The sequence below is a fragment of the Sulfurospirillum sp. genome (assembly GCF_036802865.1).
Classification (GTDB): domain Bacteria; phylum Campylobacterota; class Campylobacteria; order Campylobacterales; family Sulfurospirillaceae; genus Sulfurospirillum.
In genome coordinates this window covers 629,162-643,144 of sequence record NZ_DAIRVK010000002.1, presented here as the reverse complement: position 1 = coordinate 643,144, position 13,983 = coordinate 629,162, and the positions used below count along the sequence as shown (strand labels likewise).

Below are 13,983 nucleotides of genomic sequence, written 5' to 3'. Positions count from 1 at the left end.
GAAGTACTTACGTGCGACAACTTAACTTGACGAAACGTCTTTTTTGGATTGTTGCCTTTTTTGTTTTATGCGCTAATGCTTTTGTGATTAGTTATTTATACGAGCAAGCCGAAAATTTGGCAAAAATTCGTGCTTATTCTAAAGCGAAAACACTTCAAGATTACTTTATGTCTATGCGTTATGTCTATCATCAACAATTTTTAGAGAGTGGCATTGATCTTAATGATTCTACTGTTGGTTTTTTACCTGCACATGCTTCTACTCATATTAGTGAAGAGTTTCTTAAGCGTTCCAATCAGGGCATTAGTATCCAAAATGTTTCAGATCGTCCACGAAATCCAGTGAATCAATCCGATGCATTAGAAACCAAAGCCATTGCCTATTTCAATCAAAATCCCGATAAAAATGAAACGATGGAGCTTATACGTGACGATAAAAAAGAATTTTTCTTTTTTACTTCACCGTTACGTATTCAACCCTATTGTTTAGTGTGTCATGGTGAAAAAAATGAAGTATTGCCGTATATCGCAAATCGCTATGATAACGCTTATGGCTATAAGTTGGGGGAAGTGCGAGGGCTAACCAGTATTAAAATTCCAAAAACTACGTTATCTGATGATGTTGTAGAGCTTTTTTGGAAAGAAGTTTTGTTTAGTTCGCTTGTTATGTTTGCTTTGTTAGGTTTCATGTATATGGCAATTAAAGAGTTAACAAAGCGCGATGTAGAACAAAAGAAAGAGCTAGAAGCATTGGTGCTGACTCGAACGGAAAAGCTTGCTCAAAAAAGCATGGAACTTGAAAAAGCCTACATGCAACAACAACATCTTTATACTATTCTTCGCACCGTAGCAGATAGCAATCAAATTTTAATTACAACCCAAACATTAGAAGATTTGTTGTATGAAACGGCAAAATGTCTTTTTTCCAATGAGTCCTTTGCACATGTTAAAATTGCTTTGTATGAACATGGTGCTTTGCATGTCAAAGAGTCATTTGGTTTTGATGAAGAACATGAAATCAATGCCTTGGAAGCAATGGTTTTTAAAGAAGGCGGTTTTCGTATTATTACGCCTCAAAGTGATGATTTACCGTATAATTGTGAGTTGAGCATAGTGCGTTACAATGTGAGTGAAGCCTATATAACGGTACTCAAAAGTGATAAGTTTGCATCCAATGCATTGGGTATTATGAGCATTTGTACAACAATGCCTGATGGTTTTAGCTTAGAAGAACGCTCGATGATTGAAGAATTGGCAGGAGACATTGGTTTTGCTATCAATTCGTTTATGCAAAAAGAGAGTATCCTGAAACTTTCTTATTATGATTCACTGACAAATCTTGCCAATAAAGTACTTTTAACAGAGCGCATTAAAATGTGCATGAATATTAATAAACAAAACAAGGCTTATGGAGCACTCCTTTTTATGGACTTGGATAATTTTAAGTCTATTAATGATTTAAAAGGGCATGATGCAGGCGATAAACTGCTTGAAATGATGGCTCGGAGATTGGAACATGAAACAGAAGACAATAATATTGTGGCACGTTTTGGTGGCGATGAATTTGCTATTTTATTGCCTAATCTTGGTACCGTACTTGAAGAAGCAGCGAAAAAAGCTGAAGAAATTGCAATAGGAATTTTGATTGCTACCAAAGAGCCTTTCATAATTGAAAATCACCCTTTTTATATGACGGTGAGCATTGGTATTGGATTATTTGATGGGAATGAGAGCGTAGAAGTTTTACTCAGTCATGCCGACAGTGCAATGTATACAGCAAAAACAGATGGACGAAATATGATTCGTTTTTTTGATCCCTATATTCAAAAAGTCATGGAAGAAAAATCGTTCATGCTTCAACAACTTAGAGATGCCCTTGATTCGAAACAATTTTTACTTTATTATCAGCCTCAAGTTGATCAAAATGCTCATATTATAGGGGTTGAAGCTCTTATTAGATTAAAAAAATCCAATGGCGAAATGGTATCTCCTATACATTTTATTCCTTTGTGTGAAGAGTCAGGATTGATCGTTCCTTTGGGGCAATGGGTTTTAAATGAAGCCATGGCACAGGTAAAACATTGGGCGGATGATCTTGAAAAATCTAAATGGCGCGTCTCAATCAACGTCAGTACAAAACAATTTATACGTGAAGATTTTGTAAGCATAATTCAATCAGCACTTGCTGATGCCGCAATTGATCCTGCGTTGATTCGCTTGGAGCTTACGGAGAGCCTTTTAATAGGCGATACAGCAAAAGCTCTTGAAAAGGTGCATGCACTTAAAGCCCTAGGAATATCGCTTTCTATCGATGATTTTGGAACAGGCTATTCAAGCTTACAATACCTTAAATGCCTGAATGTTGATGAGTTAAAAATTGACCAATCTTTTATTCGTGATTTTATTGAAAATCGTAGTGATGCTTTGATCGTTGAAACGATCATTTCTATTGGCAAAAATTTCAATATGGAAGTTATTGCCGAAGGAGTAGAAACAGAAGAACAGTTTATGAAGCTTAAAGAGCTGGGGTGTCACTATTTTCAAGGCTACTTTTTTGGAAAGCCAACACCCACAGAGTCTTTTTAATGTGTTACAAGTAACTTATTCGCGAACGATATCATACCCTTTAGGAATCTCTGCTCGGAAGAGTTCTTCGTCTAAAAAAAGATTTGTTGTTTGATTGGAAAAGAGAATTTCTACTGCATTATCAAGCTTATCACGATAAACAACTTTATCAATGCTCTCTTTGTGAGCAAAAATAGTATAGGTTGTCTCTTGATATTTTGTGCTATATTTGTTAGGAGAGATCTCTTTTGCTTCTTGTAAAAGTTGCGCAATATTAGGCGTACTCTCCAACGTAGTAATAATCACTTGCTCTAACTCTGGTTCAATAATTAAAACGCGTGTGTTATTGAAATAGATTTTTTTTGCCACGGGCTTCTCATAAATCCAAAGTGCTTTTTTATCGTTGGTAGCGTAAAAGGAACCTTGATAAACGATCGTTTTATTTTGGTCGTTGGTTACTTTTTGTGTGAAATCACTTTGAATGGTTTTAAACTGCTCGATTTTGGCAAAAAGGAGTGTTGTAAAACAGAGAAAGATCCATAAAATTCGCATAAAATACTCCTCGTAAACACAATAAGATATGGAGTTTTATCAAATAGATAGTAAAAGTATGATAAAATCCCAAGCTTTAAGAGAAATTAACGCATGAAAGCAAAGAAAGATAGAGGTGAAATCACATGATGTTGAGTAATATTGTTCGTAAAATTTTCGGCACTAAAAATGATCGCGTTGTTAAAGAGCTTCACGGGCGCGTAAAGAAGATCAATGCCTTAGAGCCAACATATGAAAAAATGAGTGATGAAGCCCTAAAAGATGCCTTTAATGCCTTTAAAGCAGATGTACAAGCTGGCAATGTAAAATTAGATGATATTTTAAATGATGTTTTTGCTATCACGAGAGAAGCGAGTAAACGAACAACAGGAATGCGTCATTTTGATGTACAAATGGTTGGTGGTTTGGTTTTACATGGTGGTGATATTGCAGAGATGAAAACCGGTGAAGGTAAAACACTTGTAGCGACACTCCCTGTTGTTTTAAATGCTATGGCTGGCGAAGGTGTTCATGTTGTAACGGTGAACGATTACCTTGCCAAAAGAGATGCTGCTGATATGTCTCGTATCTACAACTTTTTAGGCCTAAGCGTGGGTGTTGTTACCAATGATTTGGAAAACGATGCTAAACGTAAAGCGCAGTACGATAGTGATATAACCTATGGAACCAATAATGAGTTTGGTTTTGACTATTTACGCGATAATATGCGCTATTCGTTGGATGAAAAAGTTCAACGTGTCCATAACTTTGTTATTGTAGATGAAGTTGACTCTATTTTAATTGATGAAGCAAGAACACCTCTTATTATCTCTGGCCCTTCAAATCGTACACTTGATGGCTATAAAATTGCTGATGGTGTTGCAAAACAACTTACAAAAGAGGCTGATTTTACCGTCGATGAGAAGAATAGAACCGTTTTGATGACGGAAGATGGCATCAGCAATGCTGAAAAACTTTTTAATGTGGATAACCTTTATAGCCTTGAGAATGCTGTTTTATCGCATCATTTAGATCAAGCGCTCAAAGCACGTTACCTCTTTGTTGCAGACGTTGATTATGTTGTGCGTGAGGGCGAAATTATTATTGTTGATGAATTTACAGGACGTTTGAGCGAAGGAAGACGCTTTAGCGAAGGTTTGCACCAAGCGCTAGAAGCTAAAGAAAATGTGATGATCAAAGAAGAGTCACAAACCTTGGCTGATATTACGTTCCAAAACTATTTTAGACTTTACAAAAAATTAGCGGGTATGACAGGTACTGCACAAACAGAAGCAACTGAGTTTGCACAGATTTATAATCTTGAAGTTATCTCCATTCCTACCAATGTTCCAATGCGTAGAGAAGATAAAAATGATCTTATCTATAAAACTGAGCGTGAAAAATTTGAAGCAGTTATTAAAGATATTAAAGTGTGCCATGAAAAAGGACAACCAGTTCTTGTAGGTACTGCTTCGATTGAAAAAAGTGAGTTACTGCATACCCTTCTCAAAAAAGAGAAAGTACCACACTCTGTTTTAAATGCTAAAAACCATGAAAAAGAAGCGCAAATCATTAAAGATGCTGGTGTTAAAGGCGCTGTAACGATTGCAACGAACATGGCAGGACGTGGTGTTGACATTAAGCTTGATGATGAAATTAAAGCCCTTGGAGGTCTTTATATCATTGGTACGGAGCGCCATGAAAGCCGCCGTATCGACAACCAACTTCGCGGTCGTTCAGGTCGTCAAGGGGATAATGGTAAAAGTCGTTTTTACTTAAGCCTTGAAGATAATCTTTTAAGAATTTTTGGAAGTGATCGTATTAAAGCGATTATGGAGCGTTTAGGTATTGAAGAGGGTGAGCATATTGAGTCTAAGATGGTTACACGGGCGGTTGAAAACGCACAGAAAAAAGTAGAAGCGCTTCATTTCGAATCCCGTAAACACCTACTTGAGTATGACGATGTCGCTAACAAACAACGTAAGGCTATTTATAACTTTAGAAATGATCTTTTAAATCCAAGTTTTGATATTGAGACACGTATTAAAGAGATTCGTTTAGAATTTGTGACCAATTTGCTTTACAAAGCAGAAATTTATGAAGGTATCGCAGAATCAGAATATAACATTGAACGCCTTATTTCAATTCTGCAAGATGACCTTAACGAAGTGTTTGGGTTAGAACAATTGCAAGGGTTGGAATTTGATGCATTAAAATCAATCATCCTTGAAATACTTGAAAAACATTTTGATGAAAAAATGTCTGTGGTTGATCCGACACAACGTAAAGAGATTGAGCGTATTTTATACCTTCAAGTCCTTGATAATGCTTGGAGAGCGCATCTCTATCAAATGGATATTCTAAAAACAGGTATTGGTCTTCGTGGCTATAACCAAAAAGATCCATTGACTGAGTATAAAAAAGAGAGTTACAACCTTTTCATTGAGTTAGTTGAGCAGATTAAATTTGAGAGTTTTAGAACGCTTCATATTGTTCAACTTCGTGACAATAAAGAAGAAGATGAAAAACGTGCTATGGATGAGATGATTCGAAGAATGGAAGAAGCTAATGCCAATGCGACGCTTCAACATGAAAGTCCTTATGGTGATGAAGAAGAGGATGATAAAAACAAAAAAACAGCACGCAATGAGTCATGTCCGTGTGGAAGTGGTAAAAAATATAAGCAATGCTGCGGTAAGAGTGGTCCTAAAAAAGGGCTTTTAGCATAAGGGAATAGGGTGCAGAACAATCTTAGTCTCTATCTTGTCAAAAAGTATTTACGTTTTGACAAGTCTCAACCTTTTATTACGGTTATTTCACTTTTAGCCTTCTTTGGCGTTGCTATTGGGTTAACGGTTTTAATGGTTGCTATGGCAATTATGAATGGATTTGATAAAGAGTTTGAAAAAAAACTCTTTACCATGAATTATCCGCTGTCCATATACTCGCGTAGTTTCTCTCCTGTTAATCAAACGCAACTTAATATGTTGAAAGAGCAATTTCCAAAGCTACAATTCAGTCCTTATATTTCAACACAAGTGATCATTAAAAAAGGGAATCGCTTAGAAGGCGGTATGCTTTTTGGTGTCAATTTTGAGCAAGAAGCGAAAATTAACGCCATTGTTGCTGCCGCTGTTAAAGATAAAACACTCGACAAATACGACCTTATTACAGGAAGTGAAATTGCTAAGATACATCAGTTCTCATCTGATGAAAAAGCAACACTTATTTTCACTAAAAATGATCCAGGTGGTATGAGTTTGATACCTAAAATGAAACGTTTTAATTATCAAGGCTCTTTTCGCTCAGGGTTGATGGCATACGATAAAGCTTATATGTATACCACGCTTGACTCACTTGCCCAAGTGATGCAGTATGAAGAGGGTCATTTTGATGGTATTCATATCTACTCTGACGATCCATTTGTTGATATTGAAAAGATACGTAAAACGCTTCCTGATGATCTTGGTATTGTGGGTTGGTGGCAGATGAATGGGAATTTCTTTGCTGCTTTAGCACTTGAAAAACGCGCACTTTTCATCGTTTTAATGTTAATTATCTTGATTGCATCGTTAAATATTATCAGTTCGCTTTTAATGACGGTTATGAATAGACGTAAAGAGATTGCACTTTTGCTCTCTTTGGGTGCTTATAAGAAAGAGATTAAGAATACCTTTTTCTATCTAGGGCTTGTCATCGGCGGTGGTGGAATGCTTTTTGGTATTGTATTAGGCTCATTAACACTGTTTGTGCTAGGTTCATTTGACATTATTTCACTTCCAGCGGATGTTTATGGAACGGCAAGATTGCCTCTTGATCTTTCAATGCTTGATTTTGTATTGATTGTGGTGGGGACAAGTGTTATTGTAGCGCTATCTTCGTATTATCCTGCATATAAAGCAACGCAAATTAATGTTTTAGATACACTGCGAAACGAGTAAAAGTAGGCTGTTATAAGCCTACTTCAGTTTTTAGTAGATCTGTTGTTATATCACAATTTTTTTCAACAATATCATGTAGTTTTTTTAAGAGTGCTACCGCATCTGTTCCATCTTCAGGGTAGGTGACAATATTGTCATAAGACTCTTGACCTAAAAAGCTTTGAATACCTGAAAGTACTTCATTTGCACCATTCCAATCTGTTCCTGTTAGCATCACAACATAGTGGTTACTGTGGCAAAATATTGCATCAGTTCTTCTAAGAATATTTTGAAACATCTCTAGACTATCCATCTCTTTACGATCATCCAATGAAAAGAAAATGAGCGAAAAAGGAACTTCATCTTTGATTCCAAAGCGCTCTAAAAGTGCAATATGATGATCAATAAGATGGGCAAGATTGATCTTTGAAAAAGCAATACCAGACATGCTGACTCCTTTATATACCATTTGATTTATTGTACTCTAAAAACTACTCTAACGTTTCAATTTTTTCAAAATTAAAATAATTATATCCATCTTTGTGTTCGTAGGTAAAGATAATATGATGCGCTTTGATAATATGATAGACGATATAGAGTCCTAAGCCAAAGCTTTGATGAGAGTTTTTTTCCTGAACAAAAGGTTCTAAATAGTATTCTAGGTCGTATTTTAGGGGTTTTCCTTGGCTAACAAAAGAAATTTTTTCTTTTGTTGCAATGATTTTTATGGTTTGATCAATAGAGTATTTGATGCCATTATCAATCACATTTTTCATAGCAGTTGTAAAGAGTCTAAAATCTACATTCAAAATGATCTCATCATCGAGTTCAATTTCTATTTGCGATGGTGAAATCATGGCTAGATCAATTGATTCATCGAGCATATCAACCAAACGGTAAGGTTTGACATTTTTAAGCCCTTCGCCTGATGTTATCTGTTCAATCGAAGCAAACTCGTTAATAAGGAGTTCAAGCTTTTCAAATGTACCAATTAAACGATCACGTTGTTTGCCATTTTCAAGCATCTCAGCACTAATACGTCCTTTAGTGATAGGTGTTTTGAGTTCATGCATAATGTTGCGTAAGAAAAGTTGTCTTGAGTGATTCAGTTTATTGATTTGTTCGACGGCATTGTGAAAAGAGTTCGCCACTTGTGATATTTCGTCTTCTCCGTCCGTTTTGCAGTTAATATCAAGATCGCCTTTAGCAAAACGGTCCATTTGGCGTTTGAGTTTACGTAAAGGTTTAAGCTTACGAATTGTAAGGATATAAGCAATGATAATAATGGCAAAAACAATACCAAAAATGACTTTAATGAGATCGTAACGATAGGGTTGAAAATCTTCATCTTTAAGAAGCAACGATGAGTATTTTGTCTCAATATGGAGGTAATGGCTATTGTCATAACGCAAAATGGCACTGGTTCCAATACGATCTGAAATTTTTTGAATAATTTGTGCGTTTTTGATAATGATGTTTTGCATCTCTTTATCGGTAATTTCACGCATTTGGTACCCTTGTACCTGCTTCTTAAGCTCTTCATTGGTTATAAAATTATTGAGATGAAATAAGGTTGCACGTGCAATGATGGAGTACTTTGTATTGAGCTTCTCTGTGTACGTTTGTTTGTCATACTCTAACAAAAAAAGAAGTGCCAAAAAGATACTAATGATACTGAGCGAAAAAATAAAGGTAATGCTGTAAAAAATGGAAGATTTTGTCATTGTAAAAACTTGTATCCCACGCCACGAACGGCATGAATGTATGTTGGTTCTTTCGGGTTTTCACCAAGCTTCTGACGAATACGCCCAATAATGACATCGATGCTTTTATTGGTTGTTTCTTCACTGATAGCTTCGATGTTGTAGATAAGCTCCTCACGTGAGACAACCCCACCTTCTTTTTTCATCAAATAGCCTAGGATTCCGTATTCTGCTGCAGTTAAATGGAGCTCTTTACCTCGTAATGCAATAAGCATTTGTTCTTCATTTAAAACCAGATCTTTTGGTTTTTGCACACTTTGCTCTGTAGCAATAACCCCTTTTTGTCTACGTAGTAAACTCATAATACGCGCTTGGAGTTCTCTTGGGTTGTAAGGCTTAGGCAGATAATCATCCGCACCATTCTCTAAAGCGGTGACTTTGTCGGTAATATCGGTACGTGCAGAAGAGATGATGATAGGTACGGTATGGCGTTTGCGAATCTCTTTACACACTTCAAGACCATCCAGCCCCGGAAGTGTAAGATCAAGAATGACGAGATCAAATTTTTTGGTGTCGAGAGTAGAAAGCCCTAAATAAGGATCATCGGCAATGGTAATAGCAATATCAAACTGTTCAAGATACTCCATTAAAATCTCAGCAAGCTCCAAATCATCTTCAATCATCAAAATATTGGTCATACGCAAACTCCTCTTACATGTGGCGGGTATTATAGCTTATTTAGGAGGCTTTTGCCTCCTAAATATCATGGCATAACAAGGATTGCGCGATAATTCTGACGGTTGATAATGACACGCTTTTTACTACTTTTATACTCTTTAAGAGCATTGTTTAAATCTTTTAAAGAAGCAACACGTATCTGTTCAACTTGAATAATAATATCTCCTTCTTTGAAGCCCATTTTTTCAGCCTTAGAACCATCTTTTACGTCTAAAACAAGTACACCTTCAATCTCTTTAGGGATTTGGTATTGTGCTCTGGTTTTGTCGTTGATCTCTAAAAGAGTTAGCCCTTCAACAGGGCTCGTATTAGCCTTTCCTTCAACATCACTGGTTGCTTTTTCAGCATCCATTTTTGCAAGTTTTATCTTAGTTGATTTTACTTTTTTATCGCGTTCATAGGTGATGGTTATGATTTTATCTGGAGCAATAGCTGCAACAGTGTTTTTAAGCTCATTGGAGTTTTTGATTTTGACACCATCCACTTCAATAATCAAGTCTGAGACTTGAAGACCACCTTTCTCGGCAGGAGAATTTTTCTCGATCATTAAGATGAGTGCACCTTGTTTGTTTTCATACAATTCTTTTAGATCATTGGTGAGATCCGAGATGGAAACACCCATAAAACCTCGATCAATTTTACCGCTTTCAATCAATGAAGCAGCGATTTTTTGTACCATATTGGAAGGTATGGCAAAACCTATGCCATTATTGCCCCCACTTTTGGAGAGAATGGCACTGTTGATACCAATGAGTGCACCTCTGGTATCCACCAATGCGCCCCCTGAGTTTCCTGGGTTAATGGATGCGTCTGTTTGGATGAAGTTCTCGTACTGATTGAGTCCAACATTGTTTTTATTGAGTGCGGAGATAATCCCGTGTGTAATGGTTTCACCCACGCCAAATGGATTTCCAATGGCAAAGACCACGTCACCTTCAAGCAGATTTGACGAATCCCCAAACTTGGCCACTTGCAAATCTTTTGCTTCAATTTTCACAACAGCAAGATCTGTTTTAGGATCTTCCCCAATAACTTTGGCTTTATACTCTTTTTCATCATCTGGAAGGGTAATGACAATCTCTTCAGCCCCTTCTATAACATGGTAATTCGTAATAATAAATCCATTGCTTGCGATGACAACACCCGAACCCAAAGAATGTGATTTACGCTCTTGTTGCTTTAGCTCAGGCATTTTATTTCCAAAAAACTCTTTAAAGAACGGATTTTGCATGAGTTCATTGAGTTGGTCATTTTGTTTGCTTTTTTTCGTAGTAGAAATGTTAACAACACTTTTTTTAATATCTTTAACGGCGTTATTGTAAGAAAGTATAACATTGGGAGCTGTTGCTTCGATGCGTTGAGAATCTTTAGGTATTTGTGCAATGTCAGCAGTCGCTGCAAAGAGCGAAAGAGTCGCAAGAAAGGATAGTAAAATAATCTTTTTCATTCTAAAACTCCTTAGTAGTTTTGGTATTTAGCATTATAAAGGAGAGAGGTAAATATAAAGTAAATATTAAGAAAAGAAGTGCATAAGTTGATTGACCAAGACTAAACTTTTATGTTATAATCACTATAAATATTAATGGATTAAAAAGAGTCCAAAACAAGGTTAATACCCATGAGTAAGAGTTTATATGAGACGTTAGATGTTGCATCTGATGCAAGTGCTGAGGAGATTAAAAAAGCTTATCGAAGATTGGCACGTAAATATCATCCAGACATCAACAAAGATGCTGGAGCTGAAGAAAAATTTAAAGAAATTAATGCGGCCTATGAAATTCTAAGTGATGAGCAAAAACGAAGGCAGTATGATCAATACGGTGATAGTATGTTTGGTGGACAAAATTTCCATGATTTTGCGCATTCCCAAGGTGGTGCAAATTTAGATGACATTCTACGCAGTATTTTTGGTGGCGGTGGCGCTGGAGGTTTCGGCGGTTTTAGCAATGGACGAGGCGGCTTTGGAGGTTTCGGTGGCGGTGGCTTTGGAGGCTATAGCGAGCCAGACTTAGATGTCAGTGCCAAAATTGTTATTCCTTTTAATGTTGCTATTTTAGGTGGGAAACATTCACTCTCTTACAATAATGAGAGTTTTGATGTAAAAATTCCAGCAGGCATTAAAAACGGTGAAAAGATGCGCGTTAAAGAGAAGGGTAAATCGTTTCAAGGTCAAAAAGGCGATCTTATCTTAAGTGTCGAAGTAGCATCAAGTCCTGAATACACCAGAGAGGGTGATGATCTTATTAAAACGATTGATATACCTCTAAAAACGGCACTGTTTGGCGGTAAAATTGCGCTAGATACACTTTACAAAGAGATTACCCTCAAAGTAAAAGAAGATACGAAAAATGGACAAAAATTTAGAGTGAAAGAGTATGGGGCGTTGAATCGTAAAACGCAAAGCAAGGGTGATTTATTTTTAGTAGCCAACATTGTTCTTCCTCCTCTTGCTTCATTGGATAACGCTTTAAAAGCAATGATGGAAGAAAATTTACCAAACTAAAACGCACGAGGAGTATGTTATGCATCATGGATATGAAGAACCCGTCTATTTGATTAGCGTTGTTGCTAAAGTACTTACCATTCACCCTCAAACACTTCGTCAATACGAAAGGGAAGGTCTTGTTCTGCCTTCAAGAACCGATGGTAAAATGAGGCTCTACTCACAACGTGATATTGATAAAATCAAGATGATTCAGAGACTCACACGTGACCTTGGTGTCAACCTTGCGGGGGTTGATATTATCATGCAGCTTAAAGATAAAATTGATGACTTTGAGGCGTTGGTTGAGAGTTTACGCTCTGAACTGAGTGGGCTTACCAAAAAAAGTACTCAAACAAAAAATCCGTTAGTGAAACACAAAAATAGTTACGAAATCATTTTATTTGGGGAGTAAAGGTGGATAGTTTATTAGCAATCATTTTGAGTGCAACTGCTATAGCAACGCTCTTTAATATTTTATTAAAGCGTTTTAATATTCCTACAATTATTGGCTATATCATCACAGGATTTGCTATTGCTTACATGTATAAATTAGGTCAAAATAATACATCACTTAACCATATTGCAGAATTCGGTGTTGTTTTTTTAATGTTTACCATTGGACTTGAATTTTCCATTAAACATCTTTTAGCAATGAAAAAAGATGTTTTCTTTTATGGGTTGTTGCAAGTTTCCCTTGTTGGTGGTGTCATTGCTTTAGGTGCTGAGTATTTCTTTGGTATTGAAAAAAAGAGTGCAATTGTTATTGGTTACGCATTAGCACTCTCTTCAACAGCCATCGTTTTGAAAATCCTCAATGATAGCGGAACCATTCATACCATTTATGGTCGTAAGGCACTGGGAATTTTACTTTTTCAAGATATCGCTGTTATTCCAATTTTATTGATGATTAACATTTTTTCAAATCAGACCAGTTCGCTTTCATCGCTCTTGTTACAAACACTTTACAGTGCTGTCATTATTTTAGGATTGATGTATTTGGTAGGAAAATACCTTCTCAATCGCTTTTTATCGTTGGTGGTTTGGGCAGATACACAAGAAATTTTCATTGCCTCCGTGTTATTACTCGTGGTTGGAGCTTCTTTTTTAGCCCATACTTTAGGCTTTTCTTATTCATTAGGTGCTTTTTTGGCAGGTATGATGATGTCTGAGACACAGTATAAACACCAAATTGAAGCCGATCTTGTGCCTTTCCGTGATCTTTTATTGGGTCTCTTTTTTATTACCGTTGGTATGCAGATTGACCTTGGTTTAATAGCGCAAAATTACGGCACAATTTTATTCTTTTTAGTCCTCATGATGGCATTTAAAACATTGGTTGTTTTTGCCATTTTATTTTTCTCAGTGGGTGGTAGAGTCGCTCTTAAAACCGGTTTAGCACTGTGTCAAGGTGGAGAGTTCTCCTTAGCAATTTTAGCATTGACCAGTTCATCGCATCTTATTAGCACAAAAACGTCACAAATTTTGATTGTAACGGTTGTATTATCGATGATTTTGACACCTTTTATTTTAAAAAATATGAAAAAAATTGTTGATGCCATTACCAAAGAGCCAAACAATGGTGATTTTATGATTCACTCTTCAGGCATTAAAGATCATATTATTGTGTGTGGTTATGGAAAACTCGGGCAAGAGATTGTTTACCGTCTTAAAAAAATGAATGTGAATTACTTGGTATTGGAGCATGACATTACCCTTGTGAAATTGGGACAAAGCAGGGGTGAACCTGTTTATTTTGGAAATGCAGCGGAAAAAAGCATCCTTCAAAATGCCTTTGTTGAAAAGGCCAAAGCGGTTATTATTGCGATAAACAATGAGAAAAAATTGATATTGCTCTGTGAGGTTTTAAAATCGTTTGACACATCGATTAAAATCGTTGCCAAAGCGAGTGATTATGATGAGAAAAAACTTCTTAAAGCACTTCAAGTCAAGCACATCGTTAATGAAGGAAGAGAAGCCGCAAAAGCACTCTTAAAAGTGGCGATGGATGAAGAGACAGATTATTAACTGACGAAGTCTTCTGC

The 13,983-nt window shown here is 36.4% G+C and carries 11 protein-coding genes; 6 read left to right on the top strand and 5 right to left on the bottom strand.

Annotated features, from left to right (window positions below; translation table 11 throughout):
- Positions 1–11: 11 nt before the first annotated feature.
- Entirely contained in the window at positions 12–2,585 is a 2,574-nt protein-coding gene (locus tag V7Q04_RS07545; protein ID WP_333804371.1) for an EAL domain-containing protein, read from the top strand.
- Positions 2,586–2,600: 15 nt separating this feature from the next.
- Here the strand turns inward: V7Q04_RS07545 and lolA are convergent, their stop codons facing one another.
- The gene (gene lolA, locus V7Q04_RS07540; protein ID WP_333804370.1) at positions 2,601–3,116 is read right to left on the bottom strand and encodes a LolA-like outer membrane lipoprotein chaperone; all 516 of its coding nucleotides are present in this window, start codon (positions 3,114–3,116) and stop codon (positions 2,601–2,603) included.
- A gap of 128 nt (positions 3,117–3,244) precedes the next feature.
- Between lolA and secA the strand changes: the two genes are divergently transcribed.
- Positions 3,245–5,824, top strand: a complete 2,580-nt coding sequence (gene secA, locus V7Q04_RS07535) for a preprotein translocase subunit SecA (protein ID WP_333804437.1) — start codon at positions 3,245–3,247, stop codon at positions 5,822–5,824.
- A 9-nt stretch (positions 5,825–5,833) separates the two neighbouring features.
- Positions 5,834–7,036 (top strand): ABC transporter permease, encoded by a 1,203-nt coding sequence (locus V7Q04_RS07530; protein ID WP_333804369.1) that lies wholly within the window; start codon positions 5,834–5,836, stop codon positions 7,034–7,036.
- 10 nt (positions 7,037–7,046) lie between these two features.
- On the opposite strand, the gene V7Q04_RS07525 is transcribed toward V7Q04_RS07530, so the two are convergent.
- From V7Q04_RS07525 to V7Q04_RS07510, 4 genes are all read right to left on the bottom strand, one after another.
- A complete protein-coding gene (locus tag V7Q04_RS07525; protein ID WP_333804368.1) occupies positions 7,047–7,463 on the bottom strand; it encodes a hypothetical protein in 417 nt (138 codons plus the stop codon).
- Between the two features lie 43 nt (positions 7,464–7,506).
- Complete coding sequence (locus V7Q04_RS07520) at positions 7,507–8,739, bottom strand: ArsS family sensor histidine kinase (RefSeq protein WP_333804367.1); 1,233 nt, start codon at positions 8,737–8,739, stop codon at positions 7,507–7,509.
- A complete protein-coding gene (locus V7Q04_RS07515; RefSeq protein ID WP_333804366.1) occupies positions 8,736–9,416 on the bottom strand; it encodes a response regulator transcription factor in 681 nt (226 codons plus the stop codon). The genes V7Q04_RS07520 and V7Q04_RS07515 overlap by 4 nt, the downstream gene beginning before the upstream one ends.
- A 65-nt stretch (positions 9,417–9,481) precedes the next feature.
- Positions 9,482–10,903, bottom strand: coding sequence for a Do family serine endopeptidase (locus V7Q04_RS07510; protein ID WP_333804365.1), 1,422 nt, complete (start codon positions 10,901–10,903; stop codon positions 9,482–9,484).
- A 171-nt stretch (positions 10,904–11,074) separates the two neighbouring features.
- On the opposite strand from V7Q04_RS07510, the gene V7Q04_RS07505 reads away from it, so the two are divergent.
- Genes V7Q04_RS07505 through V7Q04_RS07495 form a run of 3 tightly spaced genes read left to right on the top strand, consistent with a single transcriptional unit; the run spans position 11,075 to position 13,966 of the window.
- On the top strand, positions 11,075–11,959 hold the full coding sequence (locus V7Q04_RS07505; RefSeq protein WP_333804364.1) for a DnaJ C-terminal domain-containing protein: 885 nt from the start codon (positions 11,075–11,077) through the stop codon (positions 11,957–11,959).
- 19 nt (positions 11,960–11,978) lie between these two features.
- Entirely contained in the window at positions 11,979–12,353 is a 375-nt protein-coding gene (locus tag V7Q04_RS07500) for a heat shock protein transcriptional repressor HspR (RefSeq protein WP_333804363.1), read from the top strand.
- Between the two features lie 2 nt (positions 12,354–12,355).
- A complete protein-coding gene (locus V7Q04_RS07495; protein WP_333804362.1) occupies positions 12,356–13,966 on the top strand; it encodes a cation:proton antiporter in 1,611 nt (536 codons plus the stop codon).
- The last annotated feature ends 17 nt before the right edge of the window (positions 13,967–13,983 follow it).